General features: G+C 61.2%; 17 protein-coding genes. 14 read left to right on the top strand and 3 right to left on the bottom strand.

What is annotated here, in order from left to right; translation table 11 throughout:
• Positions 1 to 3 precede the first annotated feature (3 nt).
• Positions 4 to 1,431 carry an FAD-binding oxidoreductase gene (locus AXG89_RS13805; RefSeq protein ID WP_062169970.1) on the bottom strand — a complete coding sequence of 476 codons (1,428 nt, stop codon included), beginning with the start codon at positions 1,429 to 1,431 and terminating at the stop codon, positions 4 to 6.
• A gap of 244 nt (positions 1,432 to 1,675) precedes the next feature.
• On the opposite strand from AXG89_RS13805, the gene AXG89_RS13800 reads away from it, so the two are divergent.
• Genes AXG89_RS13800 through AXG89_RS13785 form a run of 4 tightly spaced genes read left to right on the top strand, consistent with a single transcriptional unit; the run spans position 1,676 to position 4,989 of the window.
• Positions 1,676 to 2,326, top strand: coding sequence for a glucose-6-phosphate isomerase (locus AXG89_RS13800; RefSeq protein WP_062000851.1), 651 nt, complete (start codon positions 1,676 to 1,678; stop codon positions 2,324 to 2,326).
• On the top strand, positions 2,323 to 3,303 hold the full coding sequence (locus AXG89_RS13795; protein ID WP_062169969.1) for a shikimate dehydrogenase family protein: 981 nt from the start codon (positions 2,323 to 2,325) through the stop codon (positions 3,301 to 3,303). Before AXG89_RS13800 ends, AXG89_RS13795 begins: the two co-directional genes overlap by 4 nt.
• A gap of 14 nt (positions 3,304 to 3,317) precedes the next feature.
• Positions 3,318 to 4,091: an SDR family NAD(P)-dependent oxidoreductase gene (locus AXG89_RS13790; RefSeq protein WP_062169968.1), complete on the top strand. Its 774-nt coding sequence runs from the start codon at positions 3,318 to 3,320 to the stop codon at positions 4,089 to 4,091.
• The gene (locus AXG89_RS13785; RefSeq protein WP_082771419.1) at positions 4,078 to 4,989 is read left to right on the top strand and encodes an MBL fold metallo-hydrolase; all 912 of its coding nucleotides are present in this window, start codon (positions 4,078 to 4,080) and stop codon (positions 4,987 to 4,989) included. Before AXG89_RS13790 ends, AXG89_RS13785 begins: the two co-directional genes overlap by 14 nt.
• Here AXG89_RS13785 and AXG89_RS13780 read toward each other — a convergent pair.
• Positions 4,965 to 5,870, bottom strand: a complete 906-nt coding sequence (locus tag AXG89_RS13780; RefSeq protein WP_062169967.1) for a LysR family transcriptional regulator — start codon at positions 5,868 to 5,870, stop codon at positions 4,965 to 4,967. The genes AXG89_RS13785 and AXG89_RS13780 overlap by 25 nt on opposite strands.
• Before the next feature lie 183 nt (positions 5,871 to 6,053).
• Between AXG89_RS13780 and AXG89_RS13775 the strand changes: the two genes are divergently transcribed.
• From AXG89_RS13775 to AXG89_RS13765, 3 genes are read left to right on the top strand one after another with little or no spacing between them, the layout of a single operon-like run.
• Positions 6,054 to 7,472: a M20 family metallopeptidase gene (locus AXG89_RS13775; protein ID WP_062169966.1), complete on the top strand. Its 1,419-nt coding sequence runs from the start codon at positions 6,054 to 6,056 to the stop codon at positions 7,470 to 7,472.
• On the top strand, positions 7,469 to 8,755 hold the full coding sequence (locus AXG89_RS13770; protein ID WP_062169965.1) for an MFS transporter: 1,287 nt from the start codon (positions 7,469 to 7,471) through the stop codon (positions 8,753 to 8,755). Before AXG89_RS13775 ends, AXG89_RS13770 begins: the two co-directional genes overlap by 4 nt.
• Before the next feature lie 33 nt (positions 8,756 to 8,788).
• Entirely contained in the window at positions 8,789 to 9,859 is a 1,071-nt protein-coding gene (locus tag AXG89_RS13765) for a serine hydrolase domain-containing protein (protein WP_062169964.1), read from the top strand.
• Here the strand turns inward: AXG89_RS13765 and AXG89_RS13760 are convergent.
• Positions 9,856 to 10,749 (bottom strand): LysR substrate-binding domain-containing protein, encoded by an 894-nt coding sequence (locus AXG89_RS13760; protein ID WP_061999438.1) that lies wholly within the window; start codon positions 10,747 to 10,749, stop codon positions 9,856 to 9,858. The genes AXG89_RS13765 and AXG89_RS13760 overlap by 4 nt on opposite strands.
• Positions 10,750 to 11,030: 281 nt before the next feature.
• Here AXG89_RS13760 and AXG89_RS13755 point away from each other — a divergent pair, with 281 nt between their 5' ends.
• The 7 genes from AXG89_RS13755 to hutH all read left to right on the top strand — a co-directional run bounded on the left by AXG89_RS13755 (position 11,031) and on the right by hutH (position 18,019).
• Positions 11,031 to 11,885 (top strand): polysaccharide deacetylase family protein, encoded by an 855-nt coding sequence (locus tag AXG89_RS13755; protein WP_119024638.1) that lies wholly within the window; start codon positions 11,031 to 11,033, stop codon positions 11,883 to 11,885.
• A gap of 3 nt (positions 11,886 to 11,888) precedes the next feature.
• Entirely contained in the window at positions 11,889 to 12,791 is a 903-nt protein-coding gene (locus AXG89_RS13750) for a polysaccharide deacetylase family protein (protein ID WP_062169962.1), read from the top strand.
• On the top strand, positions 12,788 to 14,182 hold the full coding sequence (locus AXG89_RS13745; protein ID WP_062169961.1) for an MmgE/PrpD family protein: 1,395 nt from the start codon (positions 12,788 to 12,790) through the stop codon (positions 14,180 to 14,182). Before AXG89_RS13750 ends, AXG89_RS13745 begins: the two co-directional genes overlap by 4 nt.
• 69 nt (positions 14,183 to 14,251) lie before the next feature.
• A complete protein-coding gene (locus AXG89_RS13740) occupies positions 14,252 to 15,109 on the top strand; it encodes an ABC transporter substrate-binding protein (protein ID WP_062169960.1) in 858 nt (285 codons plus the stop codon).
• 9 nt (positions 15,110 to 15,118) lie between these two features.
• Positions 15,119 to 15,274 (top strand): hypothetical protein, encoded by a 156-nt coding sequence (locus AXG89_RS42130; RefSeq protein WP_162916054.1) that lies wholly within the window; start codon positions 15,119 to 15,121, stop codon positions 15,272 to 15,274.
• Positions 15,275 to 15,367: 93 nt separating this feature from the next.
• On the top strand, positions 15,368 to 16,006 hold the full coding sequence (locus AXG89_RS13735) for a LysE family translocator (RefSeq protein ID WP_062169959.1): 639 nt from the start codon (positions 15,368 to 15,370) through the stop codon (positions 16,004 to 16,006).
• A gap of 483 nt (positions 16,007 to 16,489) precedes the next feature.
• Positions 16,490 to 18,019, top strand: a complete 1,530-nt coding sequence (gene hutH, locus AXG89_RS13730) for a histidine ammonia-lyase (protein ID WP_062169958.1) — start codon at positions 16,490 to 16,492, stop codon at positions 18,017 to 18,019.
• The last annotated feature ends 25 nt before the right edge of the window (positions 18,020 to 18,044 follow it).

Genomic DNA, 18,044 nt, shown 5'->3' with positions numbered 1-18,044 from the left:
GTTTTAAACAACGTTCAACAACAACTTGCCTGGGTTCAGGATGTTCAGCGGATCGAGCGCGGCTTTCACGGCGCGCATGGCGGCCAGTTCGGCCGGTGTTCTCGATAACGCGAGCACCTTCAGTTTCTTCGTACCAATGCCGTGTTCCGCCGATACCGAGCCGCCCATTGCGCCGGTCACGCCGTAGACGACTTCCTGCACTTGCGGCGCGGTGGTTGGCGGCCAGTCGGGTTCCTGCACGACGATATGCAGGTTGCCGTCGCCGAGATGTCCGTAGATCAGGATGGTCGCGTTGGGCCAGCGCTCGCGAAGCTGCTTGTCGCATTCATGCGCGGCGCGGCCTACATCAGCGATGGAGAAACTCACATCGAAGGAAACGCGGCCCGGAATCAGCCGCTGATATTCGCCGGGGGCATCGCGGATCGCCCAGAACGCGGCGGCATCGGACTCCGATGAGGCGAGGGCGGCGTCGCTGATCAAGCCTTCCTCGAGCATCCCGCCCAGGAAATCTTCGAACGCGTCCGCCTGACGCTCGGGATCGGCGCCGCTGCTTTCGAGCAGCACGTAATACGCATGCTTGCCTTCGAGCGGCGCGCGCAATTCCGGCAGGCGCGACAACACAAAATCGTAATAACCCGGCCACATGACTTCGAACGCCGACACACCCGCAGGCAAGCCTTCCTGAGCGCGTCTCAACAACGTGGTGACCGCGTCGTAGCCGGGCAATCCGCACCAAGCCGTCGATACCGCCCGTGGTTTGGGCCTAAGGCGCAGCACGGCACGCGTGATGATCGCGAGCGTTCCTTCGCTGCCGATCAACAAGTTGCGCAAGTCGTAACCCGTATTGTTCTTGATCATCTTGCGCAGCCCGCCAACGATACTGCCGTCCGCCAGCACTGCCTCTATATCCAGCACCTGGTCGCGCATCATTCCGTACTTGATCACGCGGTTGCCGCCTGCGTTGGTCGCGAGGTTGCCGCCAATCGTGCAGCTTCCTCGTGCGCCCAGATCCAGCGGAAACATGAAGCCGGCTGCGTCGGCGGCTTCCTGCACGACTTGCAGCGGCGTGCCGCACCAGACCGTCATGGCGGCGCCGACTTCATCGATGGCTTCGATCCCGTTCATCAACTCCAGGCTCAACGCAACTTCACCGCCGAGCATGCACGCGCCGCCGGCGAGTCCCGTCAGGCCGCCTTGCGTCACGACCGTCTGCTTGTGCTCGTGGCAGATCCGCATTGCGGTGGCGACGTGTTCAGTCGTGCGTGGCCGGATCAGTGCGACCGGTTCATCGCAGGGCATGCGGCTCGAGTCCGCGTTCCTGCGGCCGGCGAATTCGTGCGGAAGGGTCACCACGTCGGCTCCGAGCGCTTCACGCAGCGCTGCAACAGCGGCGCTGGGCTGAACATGTTCGGAGGGCTGCTTGTCTTGCATTGAATGTCTCCAGCAATCGGGGTCGCGTTGAATCAGCAAGCATTTCGCTTAACCCCAAGTTGAGCGGAAGTAACGTTGTTTCCGCATATCTTGAACGATAGTATAGCTATCATTTATCTGAAATACAGGCGTCGAATGGCGGGGAAAACCCTGATGTTTTGCATTTAAGTTAAAGCTATCATTATTAAAACTAACGTTCGCTTCGCTGGATGAGGCGACTTGCACTTTCCAGGAGATGGACCCGATGCAATGGCCTGAACCACGTTCCTTCGATGTCGACCTGCAGACGGGCCTGATGAACGGCACCGGCTCGCGCTACCAGAAGTTCCTGCGCGACCTGAGCGGGCTCTATGCCAACAGCGCCGCCTTCAATGCGCTCGCTGCAACGCGCGGTGACGAAGTCGTATATGAAGTCACCGACCACAAGCCGAACAGCAATCCCGGCGACCTGATTACCGGCGTGACGCGCATGAGCGCGGGCAAGGTCGGCGACGAATTTTTCATGACGCGCGGGCACATTCACGCGGCCATCGACCGCCCGGAGCTTTACTTCGGGCTGAAGGGTCATGGCGTGATGCTGATGGAGTCGCCATCAGGCGATACACGCGTGGTCGAGATCAAGGCGAACACGGCATGTTATGTGCCACCGCGATGGATTCATCGTTCGGTTAATTTGGGGCAGGAGGACTTCGTGATGCTGTTCTGTTATCCGGCCGATTCGGGGCAGGACTACGCGATCATCGAACAATCGAACGGCATGAAACTGCGCATAGTCGATGACGGCGCCGGCGCGTGGCGCACCGAGCCGAATCCGGACTACAAGGAACGCACGCCGGAAGAAATCGAAGCGCTGCTGGCGCGCGGTGCGCTGGCAACCGAAGGAGCGACGCGATGAGCGCTTCCACGCAGTACCGGGCCGCCACGCGTCCGACGTTTTATTTCATCGGCGTGACGACTGCGCAGAGTTCCATCATGCGTGTGTTCCCGCAGTGGGCGAAGCATCTCGGTCTCGGTGATGTAGAGATCAAGGGCATCGATTTTCCGCCGCATGCGGCGCCCGAGGCGTATCGTGAAGCGGTCGAGTTCCTGAAGCATGATCCGTTGTCGGTCGGCGCGCTCGTCACCACGCACAAGATCGACCTGTACGCCGCGTGCAAGGATCTTTTCGATGTGATCGATCCGACCGCCGAGGTCATGGGCGAGACCAGTTGCCTCTCGAAGCAGGATGGAAAATTCATCTGTCACGCGAAGGATCCCATTACATCGGGGTTATCGCTGGATGGATTCTTGCCGGCCAATCACTTTTCCGATACCGGCGCGGAAGTTTTTTCGATGGGTGCGGGCGGTTCGACCATCGCACTGACCTGGCACCTGATGCAGAAGGAACGCGGCGCGAACCGGCCGTCGAAGGTGATCGTATCGAACCGGTCGGCGGGACGGCTCGAGGAAATCGAACGCATTCATCGCGAACTCGAATTCGATGTACCGTGCGAATATGTCGTCGCACCGAAGCCCGAGGACAACGACGCCGTGCTTGCTCGTCTATCGCCGGGTGCGCTCGTGATCAATGCGACGGGGTTGGGCAAGGACGCGCCGGGTTCGCCGTTGAGCAACGCGGCGGTGTTCCCGGAACGCGCGGTTGTGTGGGACCTGAACTATCGCGGCGACCTGATTTTTCTCGATCAGGCGCGCGCGCAGGAAGGCACGCGCACACTGCAGATCGAAGACGGCTGGACTTACTTCATCTACGGATGGACGCGCGTGATCGCCGAAGTCTTTCACGTCGACATTCCGGTGAGCGGTCCCGGCTTCGATGAAATCAGCCGCATTGCGGCACAAGCGGGCAAACCCGCGCCAACAAGAACAGCTTAAGGAAGACGCCAAGCATGTATCTCGACAAGTTCAAGCTCGACAAGAAGATCGCCGTAGTCACCGGGGCGGCCCGCGGTATCGGGTTCGCCACGGCCGAGGCGCTGGCCGAAGCCGGCGCGCTCGTGGTGCTCACGGATATGAATGCGGAATTGCTCGACAAGGCCGCGTCGGATTTGTCGGCGAAGGGACATCGCGTCGAAACCGAATTGCTCGATGTCACCGATTCGACCGCGGCACAACGCGTGAACGACGCGGTCGTCGCGCGGCACGGACGCGTGGATGTACTCGTGAACAACGCGGGGATCGCGATCTCGAACCATCCCGCCGAGACCATGACGGACGAGATCTGGAACAAGGTGATCGATGTCAATCTCAACGGCGTATTCTGGGCTTGCCGTGCGTTCGGAAAAGGCATGCTGGAGAGTGGCGCCGGCAGTATCGTGAACGTGGGGTCGATGTCGGGGTTCATTGTGAATCGGCCGCAGGAGCAGGCGAACTACAACGCGTCGAAAGCGGGCGTGCATCACCTCACGAAGTCGCTCGCGGCCGAATGGGGCGCGCGTGGCGTGCGTGTGAATGCGGTGGCGCCGACGTATATCGATACCGAGATGAACACCTATGTGTATCAGAACAAGGAGATGTTCGACAAGTGGGTCGGCGGTACGCCGATGAATCGCCTCGGACGCATGGATGAAGTGGCGTCGGTGATCCTGTTCCTCGCAAGCGATGCATCGAGCCTCATGACAGGATCGATCGTTCTCGCCGACGGCGGTTATGTCTGCTGGTGATGTCTCGCTGCTGACCGAGACGTTCGCGACGTCGTTGCGTGACCGCCTGGCCGATCATGATGCGGCACCTCGTGAAGGCGAGGCCGTGCTGTACTGGCTCGGGCAGGCGGGATTTGTGATCGAGTCCGGCGGTTACAGGATGCTGATCGATCCGTACCTCTCCGACTCGCTCGCGGAGAAATACAAGGGCACGAAGTTTCCGCATACGCGCTTGATGGCCGCGCCTGTCCTGCCCGGTGAACTGGATCGGCTGGACCTTGTGTTGTGCACGCATCGGCACACGGATCACATGGACCCGGGGACCTTGCAGCCGCTTGCGCGGCGATTCCCAAATCTCAGGTTCGTGGTTCCTGCTGCGGTCACTGAAGAAGCCATCACGCGATGCGGTGTTGGTATCGAACGGCTGATTCCGGTCAACGCGGGCGAACGCATCGAGGTCCTTCCAGGCTGCTTCGTGTCGCCGGTTCCCTCGGCACACGAGTCGCTGGACAGGGATGCCGACGGGCGTTATCCCTGGCTGGGTTATGTGATCGATGCCGGCCCGATCCGTTTGTATCACTCGGGCGATTGCATTCCCTACGCGGGACTTGCTGAAACCTTGGCAAGGTTCGAACCGCACGTGGCGCTGCTACCCGTCAATGGCCGCGACGCCGAGCGCAGCGTCAATGGCGTGCCCGGAAACTTCACGCTCGATGAAGGCATCGCGCTCGCGAAGCAAAGTGGTGCTCGTGCGTTGATCGCCCATCACTGCGGCTTGTTCGACTTCAACACCCTCCCGGCTGACGTAATCGATGCGCGCATACGACCTGAAGCGTCCCGCGACTTCACTATGTTCCGCGCACAAACCGGATGCGCGTGGCGCTGCGGCATGCTTCAGTCAAGGCATGCAGGGTCCTGAATCGCCGCGACCAGCAAATCCAGGAATGCGCCCACTGCTTTAGGCAAAGTGCGTCCGGCCATGGTCTGCACTTGCAGCGTACGCTGATGCAACTCGGGGTTGCTGATCGGAATGGCCGCCATCCTGTCGGGCTTCAGCCGGCTGCGAACCGTCAGGTAACCCACGAATGTCACCGCTTTCGTCTGCTGCACGAAACTCTGCAGCGCACCGCCGTAGTTGCTCACGAATACCGGCTCGAAGTTCAAACCTTCCAGGCTGCAGGAGATATCGAATAGCTGACGCACGGTCACGCCTTCGCCATAGATCGCGAGCGGCCACGGTGTGAGGTCTGCCAGCGACACCGACTCTTTTTTCGCCAGCGGATGATCCTGCGTGACCAATGCAAATATCGGCGCGCGCTGGGCGTAATGCACGTTCACGTCTTTCTCGGGTGCGACGCTGAAACACACGGCGATGTCGGCGGTGCCATCGCGTACACGTTGGGTCGCTTCAGTAGGCGCCGCGACATCGAGCTGAAAATGCGCGGCCGGCCAGCTCTTCAGGAAATGTGCGAAGACTTGCGGCAGGAAATCGCGCGCTACGCCCTCCGAACTTGCCACGCGAATCGTCGCGCGGCTTTCCGTAGTCAGGCCGCGGATCTCCTCGGTGACACGTTCCTGTTCCATCAGGCTTCTGTGAGCGTGCGCCGCAAGCAAACGACCGGCTTCGCTCAGCACCATGCCTCGCGGCCGGCGCTCGAACAGCGGCACGCCCATTTCGTCCTCGAGCTTGGCAATCTGCCTGCTGATCGCCGATACCGCCACGAACAGGCGCTCCGACGCCTTGCTCAGCGAGCCGCTTCGTGCAACTTCCAGAAAGTACCGCAGCGCGGTGGTTTGCATGATGCATCTCTAGTAAAGACAAATCGATAGCCCGGTAGCTTTGCCGTTTCGGCAACGCAAACTGCCAAATATTGTCATTGTCCATAAATATCGGCGGTATCAAGATCGCGTCATCGATTTTTTCTACCTGAAGAAGAACCGGCGTGCCTGGGCTGCTTAGGGCGCGTTTTACTGGAGAAAGAAGTGACACGCGAGTCCGCTATCCAAGCCGCTGCCAATCTGTACGATTCCGGCGCCTTTCTCGAAGACCTGCGTCGCCGGGTTGCTTTTCGCACGGAGAGTCAGGAGTCAGAAAGCGGTCCGGTTCTGAGCGCTTACCTGGTCGACGAAATCGCGCCGGTTCTGGCCGGAATGGGATTCACGTTCCGGCTGGTCGATAACCCGGCGCCCGGCGCGGGGCCGTTCCTGGTTGCGCATCGCAAGGAAAGCGACGGGTTGCCCACCGTGCTGACCTACGGTCACGGCGATGTCGTCCGCGGATATGACGCGCAGTGGCGCGAGGGCTTGTCGCCGTGGCAAGTCACCGTCGTCGATGATCACTGGTATGGCCGCGGCACCGCCGACAACAAGGGCCAGCACAGCATCAACCTTGCAGCGCTCAAAGCCGTGCTCGACGCACGCGATGGACGGCTCGGCTTCAACCTCAAGCTGCTATTCGAAACTGGCGAGGAAGTCGGCTCTCCGGGTCTGCACGCTGTGTGCGAGACCTTGCGCGACGAACTGAAAGCCGATGTCCTGATCGCCTCCGACGGTCCGCGCCTGGGCGCATCGAGTCCCACGATCTTTCTGGGCTCGCGCGGTCTCGTGAACTTCAAGCTCACCGTGGACCTGCGCGAAGGCGGCCATCATTCCGGCAACTGGGGCGGCTTGCTGCGCAATCCGGGCGTGGTGCTGGCGAACGCAATTGCATCGATGGTCGATCAAAACGGCCGCATTCTGGTTGAAGGCTTGCGTCCCCCTGAAGTCCCGCAAGCGGTGCGTCGTGCTTTGGAGGGCATCGTTGTAGGCGGGAACCCGGGCGAGCCGGAAGTCGATACCGACTACGGCGAACCGGGCCTCACGCCATCGGAACGCGTGTTTGGCTGGAACAATCTCGAAGTGCTGGCGTTTCGCACCGGCAACCCCGAGAAGCCCGTCAACGCAATCCCGCCGCACGCCTTCGCGTTCATGCAGATCCGCTTCGTGGTTGGCACGAACTGGGAGGATCTCGAACATATCGTGCGCCGTCATCTGGACGAACGCGGGTTCGGCATGGTTCATATCGATGTGGATCGCGGCGCGCCTGCAACGCGCGTGGACCCGGACAACGCATGGGTCCAATGGGGGCTCAAGTCCCTCGAAGAGACCACCGGCAAGAAGCCCGTCCTCTTGCCGAACCTCGGCGGCACGCTGCCCAATGATGTCTTTGCAGAGGTCATCGGCATGCCGACGCTCTGGGTGCCGCATTCGTACCCCGGGTGCTCGCAGCACGCGCCCGACGAACACATGCTCGGACCGGTCGTGCGCGAGGGTCTCGGCATCATGGCGGGGCTTTTCTGGGACCTGGGCGAGCGAGATGTTCCGCACGCGGCCATCATGAACCAGGCGGGGAACACGCGATGAGCACTGACACGGCCGCGACCGTCATACCGGGCAGGAAACCACAGGCGAGCATCTACAAGCTGATCGCCGCGACATCGATAGGCAATGCGCTCGAGTTCTACGACCTTGTGGTCTATGGCTACTTCGCGTCGACGCTTTCAAAGCTGTTCTTCCCGACCACCGATAAAACCGTCTCGCTGCTCCTCACGCTCGGCACCTTCGCACTCTCGTATCTCGCGCGGCCGGTCGGGGCCTTCGTGCTGGGTTCATACAGCGACCGCAAGGGCCGCAAGGCGTCGCTGACCTTGTCCATCGCGATGATGACGCTCGGCACCGGCATGGTCGCGCTGATGCCGAGTTATGCGGCGATCGGCGTGCTGGCGCCCATCGGCATCTTTGCGTCGCGGTTGTTGCAAGGCTTTTCGGCGGGCGGCGAGTTCGGCAGCTCGACCGCGTTCCTGACCGAACATGCACCCGCGCGCAGCGGCTTCATGGCGAGCTGGCAGTTCGCAAGCCAGGGCGCGAGCGTGCTGGTTGCATCGGCGTTTGGCGCAGTGTTGACGAGCACGCTGACGCCCGCGCAACTCGAAGGCTGGGGCTGGCGGATTCCTTTTCTCTTCGGTTTGCTGATCGGCCCGGTGGGTATGTATATCCGCCGCCATGTCGATGAGACACCCGAGTTCGAGCGCGCTGAAACGGCCGACTCGCCGATACGCGAAGTCCTCGCGACGCAGAAAGAGCGGCTGCTGGTGTCCATCGGATCACTGGTGTTGACGACGACCGCCAACTACATGCTGCTTTACATGCCGACGTATGCATCGCGCCAGCTCGGGCTCTCGCCGTCGTCCGGTTTTATCGCGACGCTGGCGGCCGGTTTTATCGTGATGGTGCTCACGCCGATTGTGGGTCACTGGTCCGATAAAGTCGGCCGCACCCGGATCATGCTGGGGGCCGGCTCGATATTCTTCGTCACCATCTATCCGGCGTTCATGTTCATGAATGCGCATCCCTCCATGCTGACGCTGCTTGCCGCCGTGATCTGGGTCGCGGTGCTGAAGGCCATCTACTTCGCGCCGATTCCCGCCTTGATGTCCGACCTGTTTCCGACTCGTACTCGGACCACGGGGATGGCGGTCGGCTACAACGTCGGCACGACCGTCTTCGGTGGTTTCACGCCGCTTGCGGTGGCTTCGCTGATCGCGCTGACGGGCAACAATCTGGCGCCGGGTTTCTATCTGATGATCGCCGCCATCATCAGTCTTTTCACTCTGGTATGGGCGCGCAGGCGCCTGAAAGTACACTGATTCAGTTCGACGAACACCTTGGAATCAAACGATATGCAAAACGATTTATCGCAGGCCATGAAGGACGCCATCCGGTTTTCAACCGACCACGAAACTGTCTGGGATCGCAGCGTGAAGGGCGCGTGGGGCGTGCATCCGAACGACCCCCCGCCCTGGAACAAGCTGCTTGGGCCAGTGCATGATCGCGGGCCGGTGTCGGGTGCGATTTCCGTCGATTGCCGCGTGCTCACTACGTGGGGCGAACCGGATCGTGCGGACCTGACGTTCAGTATCGCAAAGACGTACCTCGCTCTGCTGGCAGGCGTGGCGCACGATCGCGGCCTGTTGCCCGATGTGAACGAACCGGTCCATGTGCGCGTGCCGGGCATCGGTTTCGACGATGAACACAACGCCCAGGTCACATGGGCGCAGTTGCTGCAGCAGACGAGCGAATGGACGGGCGAGTGCTTCGGCTTGTCGGATCAGGCCGATCATTATCGGGCGGTGACGTTCGGCACGCCGCCGAATGGCAAGAAGGGCGACCTGCGGCCGGTGCAAACGCCCGGCACGTATTGGGAATACAACGATGTGCGCATCAACCAGTTGTCGCTGGCGCTACTGTATTTGTTCGGCCGGCCACTGCCCGATGTATTCCGCGAAGCGATCATGCGACCGGCTGGAGCGAGCGAGAACTGGCAATGGGTCGGTTACGACAACGCATGGGTGGAGATCAACGGTCAGCGCGTGCAGTCGGTGCCGGGTGGAACGCACTGGGGCGGCGGGTTATCGATCAGCGCGAACGACCAGCTCAAGGTGGCCCAGCTCTTCGTCAACGAAGGGACGATCGACGGGCGCCAGGTTATCTCGCGCGAGTGGATCGCCCGCATGCAGACGCCGTGCAAACTCGCGGCTTACTACGGGTATCTCGTGTGGCTGAACCACGAGGGGCGCGTATTTCCGAGCGTGCCGGCATCGAGCTATTTCGCTATCGGCGCGGGGAGTTCGTTCATGTGGATCGAGCCGGAGCGGAAGATGGCGGTGATCGTCCGCTGGCTGAATTCCGCCCACGCCGATGAGTTTTTTGGTCTGGTGCTCAAGGCCGTGGATGAAATCCTGACGCGTTAATTCGCTGCCGCAATCCCCTGCAACCACGCCAGAAGCGGCCTGAGCTTCTCGCGATACTCATTGCGCGGCGGATGCACGAGGTAATACCCCGAGCCCGATTCAAGCACGCGATCGAACGGCGCCACCAGCGCGCCGTTCGACAGATTTTCCTGGACCAGATTCAGATCGCCCAACGCTACGCCCATTCCGCGAACGGCTGCGCCAAACGCGAGATCGAGCGTATCGAAGACTTGCTCGCGATACGTATGAGCCGCAAGCTCGCTGCTTTCCTGCTGCAGCCATAACATCCAGCCGCGTCGCCCGAAGCTCGAATGCAGCAGCGTGTGCTTCTTCAAGTCTGCCGGGTCGCGCAAGGGCGGCTCGCCCAGCGCCGTCTGCGGCGAACACACGGGCGTCAATCTTTCCCGCATCAGGCAGGTCGCCTCCAGCCCGTCCCAGCGGCCGTTGCCAAAGAGAATGGCGGCATCGAGCGTGCCTTCGCCGAAATTCGTCGGCAGGAACCACGCGGTATCGATATTGAGTTGTGTGCCCGGCACATCCTCGTAGAAGCTCGGCAGGCGCGGCATCAGCCAGCGCGCAGCGAGCGTCGGCGTCACGCGCAAGGTCACGGTTTGCCCGCCGGTGCTCGTGACATGCATGGATCGGCGCGCAGTCGCCAGCAACTCCTCCACGATGGGAACCAGCCGCTGGCATTCTGCAGTCGGCACGACCATGCGCGTATGGCGCACGAAAAGCGCACAGCCGAAATACTCCTCGATCTGCTGGATGTGCCTGCTGACGGCGCTCTGGCTCAGGAAAAGCTGCTGCGAAGCGGCCGTGAAATTCCCGCAACGCGCGACCACCAGCAGCGACTGCAGCACATTGAACGGCGGATATCGTTCGATTTTCATTTATGCAAGTTGTGCATGGTAACCATGAGATTTTACCGTTTGTCGGTAAAAAATTGGCGTTCATAAAATCGGCTGGATCGTGCGGGTAGGTCTGGTTTCTCGACGCAATCCGCCGCCGCATACCAATCAGCTTCGCGGCGATTCGCATGAGCGAGCATTCAAACCGGTTGTGGGGCGGGCGCTTCAAGACGGGGCCGTCGTCGGCGTTGATTGATGGCACGTTTCAAAGATCCCCGTGAAATGGGGCTTGCAGGAACACGCAGTGAAAAAGGCTGTCATCGATGCCAACAACTGATTTGAGCAAACCACGCTGGCCGGATGGCAAGCGATCCTGCTTCGCCTTGGCCTTCGATCTCGACGGACCCACGGGCGACGCGATGCTCGACGGCTCCATATGGAACAATCCTGCGTATTTCACGCTGGGCAGTTACGGGCCGTGGCGTGCCTTGGGCCGTCTGCTGGACATGCTCGCGGAACGCAAGGTCCCGGCCACGTTCTTCGTGCCTGCATGGGTGCTGGAACACTGGCCTAGGCAATGCGCGGCGATCCTGGAAGGCGGACACGAGATCGGTTACCACGGCTACAAGCATGAAGCATTCTGGACGCTCGATCGCAATGGACAACGCGCGGTCATGGAGCGCTCCGCGCAAGCCTTCGATAAACATCTCGGCATGCGCCCGGTCGGTTTCCGAACGCCATCGGGCGATTGGGGTCCTGACACCATCAGCGTCCTGATGGAAGCCGGCGTGCGCTACTCGAGCTCCATGCGCGGTGACGACCGTCCGTACTTCCTGCCGGCAGAAAACGGAGACACTCCCATGGTCGAGATCCCCGGACGCTGGGAGATGGACGATTATGCGTCGCTTGCATATCACCGCAATCCAAACTTTCCGGCGAGCCTCGACCGCATTGCAAGCTACGACACGACGCTCGACAACTGGCGTCGTGAATTCGATGGTTCGCATCGCGACGGGTTGTGTCTGACGACGCTGTTTCATCCGAAAGTCTCGGGCAAGCCGGGGCGTATCGCGCTGCTCGAAAACCTGCTCGATCACATGCACGCGAAGGGCGACGTGTGGTTCGCCACGTGTCGCGATGTGGCGCAATGGTGGCACGATAACCACACGGAGGCCTGAACGATGAACACAATACGGTGGCCCGACAATGCGCGAAGCGCCGTCGTCATCACGGTCGATTTCAACGACGAACACGGCATCCTCACGCAGGAACCGCGCATCGCGGGCCGCGAAAAGTCGTTATCCGTATGGCGTTACGGCGCCAAGCGCGGGGTGGATCGCGTGCTCGATGCGCTGGAAGAATTCGATGTCCGTTCAAGCTGGTTCGTGCCGGGCCGTGTTGCCGAGACGCATGGCGAACTGGTCGCGCGCATTGATGCGCAGAAGCACGAGATAGGCAATATCGGCTACGTCTGCGAGGACTTCGATACGCTCACGCTCGACGCTCAGAAGAACGTCTTCAGGCAGGGACAAGCCGCGCTTGAAAACGTGCTTGGCCACCGCGCCGAGGGCTTCCGTTCGTTCACTGGAAACTGGGCGCCGGGCTTCGCGGACTTTCTTCGCGATGAAGGCGTCACATGGTCGTCGTCGTGGCGTGGCGATGACCTGCCGTATTTCCATTTGCCGGATTCCGACACGGCGATCACTACACCGCCGCTCGTAGAACTGCCGCTTCACTATGAGCTCGAAGACGAACCGTACTTCACATACAACCTGTCGCCGGCGGTTCCTGTCGGGCAGCCCCGCATTCCGTCGTACGGTGAAGTGGCGAAGAACTGGAAGCATGATTTCGCGGCGTTTCATCGATTTGGATTGTGCTTCGTGCTGCGGCTGCATCCGGAGATCATCGGCACGGCAGGGCGCATCGATGTGCTGCGTGAACTGCTCGCCGACATCCGCTCACGCAACGATGTCTGGTTCGCGACGGGCGCCGAGATGGCCGCGTGGTGGCGCCAAAGCGTCACGAGCAACGAGCCCGGTCACCCGGTCGAAGTGTATGCACGGCACAAGCAGGAGCAGGCATGAACGCTGGCAAATCGACCTTGTCGCAACGGCTTGCGGGGTTTGTCGCAGAGACTTCGGGGGAGACGCTTCCGGCCGCTGTCGTGCATAAAGCGAAGCGCCATATACTCGACACGCTCGGCGTTTCTCTGGGCGGTGCGACGGCCGTTGAAGCGCGCAGCGTGCGTGCACTGATGAGCCTGGGAAGCAAAGGCGAAATACGCGCATGGGGTACGTCGCAGAGTTTTAACGCGCGTGATGCGGCGTTCGTCAATGGCGTTGCAGCACATGCGCTCGAACTCGATGACGCCGGCGGCTGCGACCACTCCGGCGCAGTCGTCCTTCCCGCTGCATTCGCGGCGCTCGCCTGCACCGACCGCGCTGTATCAGGGCGCGAATTTCTGACGGCGGTCGTCTTAGGCTACGACGTCGGCCGGCGTGTGCTCGAAGCGTGCGGCGGATATTCGCCACACAACAACTACGGCTGGCATTCCACCATGACATGCGGCGCGTTCGGTGCGGCTGCGGCGAGCGCGCGCCTGCTCGGTCTCGACGCTATTCAGACCGCCGCCGCGCTCGGCCACGCCGGAAGTTTCAGCGGCGGGTTGTGGGGCTTCATACACGATGCATCGCAGACCAAGCGCATGCATACGGGACGCGCTGCGGAAGGCGGCCTGCTTGCCGCGCTGCTCGCGCGCCAGGGCGTCAGTGGTCCGACACAAATCTTCGAAGACGTATGGGGCGGTTTCTTCAATGCCTTCGCGCGTGAAACACAGCAGCCCGAGGCATTGCTCGCGGACATTGGCGTGGTATGGAAACTGATGCGCTGTTCGATCAAGCCACACGCCGCATGCCGGAGTACGCATGCGGCGATCGACGCCACGCTTGAACTCCTGCAAGGACGCGCTGCGGACCTGGACAAGCTGACCGGGGTGCATGTCAGCCTGAGCGCGTTTGTGAACCAGATGTGCGGCGGACGCGATCTCAACACGCTTGCATCGGCGCAAATGAGCTTGCCGTACGCCATCGCCACGGCGCTCGTGAACGGCCAGGCTGGCATAGGCGCATATCTCGACGCACAACGTCACGACCCGCGTATCGCGGCGGCCATGCGACGCATCATGCTCGAGATCGATCCTGCCATGTCGGATCTCGACGAACCCGTGATCACCCTCGCGATGTCCGATACCGAACCGCGTTCGCGACGCGTCGACATACCGCTCGGCGATCCGCGCAATCCGGTTTCGGACGCGGCTCTGGTTGCGAAATTCCGCGCGCTGGCCGGTATGACGATTCCGGAAGCCTCAGTCGATGCGCTTGAAACGGCGCTGCTCGATCTGGACACTCTCGCCGATGTCCGGACTCTGACGCAATGGCTCGGCGGCGATGCCGATGCACGACCTGTAGTGCGTTAGGCCACTACGTCCCGAGATTTCGTAACGATCCTTCGCAACTTCACAAGACCTTCATAAGGTGTGTCTTTCATGAACAAGCTGAACCCGATGCGTGCCGTTTCCAGCCTGATGGCCTTGTGCCTCTCGACGTTTCTGTTCGCGAGCGGCGCGCACGCGCAGGCCTTGCCCGATGCATTCGCAAAGTCGAAAGTGATCAAGGTCGCGGTGAACTCCATCTATCCGCCGATGGAATACAAGGACCCGGAAAGCGGGGACCTGGTTGGTTTCGATATCGACCTCGGCAACGCGATTGCCAAGCAACTCGGCGTGAAGTTCGACTGGCAGGAATCGGCGTTTGAACAGTTGTTGCCATCGCTGGCGACGGGTCGTGTCGATATGATCCTGAGCGGCCTGAGTGATGTCCCCGGTCGTCGCGATACCGCGGATTTTCTGGACTACCTGAATTCGGGCGCGCAGTTTTATATCCTTGCGTCGCGGGCGCATGAGATCAAACAGGCGCCGGACCTGTGCGGCAAGCCGGTCGGTACGAGCCGCAGCACATCGTTTCCCGCCGATACCGCCGCGTGGAGCGCGAAAAACTGCGAAGGCGCGGGCAAGGGCGCGATCACCGTCGCGGGAACCGAAGATACCGCGTCCGCGCGCATGCAACTCAAGCAAGGACGCATTGCAGCGGGCGTGCAGGGCAGCGAGACCTTGCCGTACGCAATGAAGCTTGAACCGAACACGTACAAGCCTATCGGCGAGCCGTTCGCGACATCGCCTGAAGGCATTGCGTTCGCCAAGTCGAATCCAAAATTGCGCGATGCCGTGCTCGGTGCGCTCAATACGTTGATTGCGAACGGTACGTACGCAGCGATTGTCGCGAAGTGGAGCTTGCAATCGAGTGCGGTCACGAAAGTCACGTTGAATGGTACGGCGCTTCACTGATGGATATTCATGTGCCTTCGACCAGTCCGCCATTTCTGGTTCATGGGCGGGCACGCAAGCAGGACCGATCAATGGGGATCGCAAGCATTGCCCAAGCGCTGGTTGAGCAAGCAGGCGGAGTTGCTTGCCGCATGGCAGATGCGCGTGACACCAGCCGAGACCTGATTTCATCTGGCCGGGGAAAAGGAGCCACTTAAGCCGTACCGTGTTATTTTTCAAGCCTCCAACCGCTTCGCTGTCACACAAAGGAGCTTTCCGATGACTGCCTCAGCCGCTATCCTGGCCATCCTCGCCGCGATCCTGATGGGCGCCATGAGCCCCGGTCCCAGCTTCGTGCTGGTCGCGCGCAATGCAATTGGCCTGTCCCGCGCCGATGGACTCGCGACCGCACTCGGCATGGGCGTAGGCGGTGTGTTCTTCAGCGGCATCGCGCTGGCGGGTTTGTACACGCTGCTGTCCGCCGTCGCATGGCTCTATGTCACGTTAAAAATTGCTGGTGGCCTCTACCTGATCTACATCGCGTTCAATATCTGGCGGGGTGCATCGAGTCCCATATCCGTCGACCAAACGCGCTCCGCACACGCCCGCAATCTTCGGAAATCGTTCTGGATGGGCCTGAGTACGCAACTCAGCAACCCGAAGACCGCGATCTGGTACGGCAGTATCTTTGCTGCCCTGTTGCCGCAACATCCGCCACTCTGGTGTTATTTCGTGCTGCCGCCTTTGCTGTTCGGCATCGAGGCGGGCTGGTACACCGTCGTAGCATTGGGTTTCTCCAGCCGCCGTCCGCGCGAGGTTTATCTGCGCGCGAAGAAATGGGTTGACCGGATTGCTGCAACGGCCGTTGCCGCGCTCGGTTTGCGGCTCATATTCGCGGCGCACAAAGCGGGCATCTAACGCACGGCGTCGGGCGCGGCTAGAGGCTGATCATCCACGGCTGGCCGCCCGCTGAGCGGGGGGCTGCCTGGCTCGGCCGAACGCGGCAGTTTGATCTTGCTCGAACAACACCCGCAAACTGCGTCAGGTGCCGACTAACGCGCGGCTCACGTGCCGCGCGTTCATTTATTGCGCCGAGCTGCTCGTGACCGTGATCTCGGACGTCTCCCGGGACGCGGTATAGACAGAAGCTTTTCAGGATGCGGAATGGACCGGGTCAGCGTTGCGATCAAAATTCGACGATCGCTTGGATTTCAGCAGTTTCATGCGGTAGTCCCCGCTGTTGCTGGCTGCGGGGCCGGCACGGCGTTGATTTTCGTTCGTCCTAAATCATAAAATACTTGTATATACCGATTTTGTTGTCCTAGACTCGCGGTTATGCTCTTGTATAGACAAGACAGCCCCGCATGCAAACGCGCAAGCCTGACGCTTAAGGACAACACGATGATGACGCTCACCCCCGGCAAACTGACCCTCCCGCAACTGCGCCAGATCGCACGCGAACGCGTGCAGCTCGAACTCGACCCGGCAAGCCACGCGGCTATCGATGCCAGTGCAAAAGCCGTCGAGGACATCGCCGCGAAAGGTCTGCCGGCCTACGGCATCAACACGGGTTTTGGCCGCCTCGCGAACACGCATATTCCCGCAGACCAGCTTGAACTCCTGCAGCGCAATCTGGTTTTGTCGCACGCGGTCGGTGTCGGTGAGCCAATGTCGCCGCCCGTCGTCCGGTTGTTGATGGCGCTGAAACTGTCGAGCCTGGGGCGTGGTCATTCCGGCATTCGCCGCAAGGTGATGGACGCCATGATCACGCTGTTCAACGCAGACGTGCTGCCCGTCATTCCGGTCAAGGGGTCGGTCGGCGCATCGGGCGACCTTGCGCCGCTCGCGCATATGTCGGGCGTGCTTATGGGTATCGGCGAAGTGTTCCTCGACGGAAAGCTGGCGCCTGCCATCGATGGACTCAAGTCCGTCGGCCTCGAACCGCTGACCCTGCAAGCCAAGGAAGGGCTCGCGCTTTTGAACGGCACGCAGGCATCGACCGCGCTCGCGTTATACAACATGTTCGCGATCGAAGACCTCTACCGGACGGGTCTGGTGTCGGGCTCGCTGTCGGTGGATGCCGCCGAGGGTTCCGTCGTTCCCTTCGACGCCCGCATTCACGCGTTGCGCGGCCACCAGGGGCAGATCGATGCAGCCGCTGCGTATCGCACCTTGCTGGAAGGCTCGGGCATCAACCTGTCGCATCAGGATTGCGACAAGGTCCAAGACCCGTACAGCCTTCGATGCCAGCCGCAGGTCATGGGCGCGTGTCTCGACCAGATCCGTCATGCAGGCAACGTGTTGCTGATCGAAGCGAACGCCGTATCGGACAATCCGCTGATTTTCCCGGACACGGGCGAAGTGCTTTCGGGCGGCAACTTTCATGCGGAGCCCGTCGCGTTTGCCGCCGATAACCTCGCGATTGCCGCGGCGGAAATCGGCGCATTGGCGGAACGCCGCATTGCGCTACTGATCGATGCCACGCTCTCCGGCTTGCCGCCTTTCCTCGTTCGCGATGGCGGCGTGAACTCGGGCTTCATGATCGCGCATGTGACGGCGGCCGCCCTTGCATCGGAGAACAAGACCTACGCGCATCCGGCATCGGTGGACTCGCTGCCGACGTCGGCGAATCAGGAAGATCACGTGTCCATGGCGACGTTCGCCGCGCGCAAGCTGGGCGATATTGCCGAGAACGTGACCCATATCCTCGCGATCGAACTGCTCGCGGCGGCGCAGGGCGTGGACTTGCGCGCGCCGCATCTGACGAGTCCGCGTTTGCAGCCGGTCATGCAATCCATCCGCGCCGATGTCGAGCATTACGAGCTCGATCATTACTTCGCGCCGGATATCGTGGCCGTGGCGAAGCAGGTGAGAAGCGGCAAGATTGCCGGATTCTGCCCGCTGCAATTCGCGTCGCACGGCACGGTTTAAGTCGTTTTCAAGCCTACGGCGGCCG

It is taken from the genome of Burkholderia sp. PAMC 26561 (assembly GCF_001557535.2).
In the GTDB taxonomy this organism is placed as follows: Bacteria; Pseudomonadota; Gammaproteobacteria; order Burkholderiales; family Burkholderiaceae; genus Caballeronia.
This window is presented reverse-complemented; position numbering and strand designations above follow the sequence as displayed.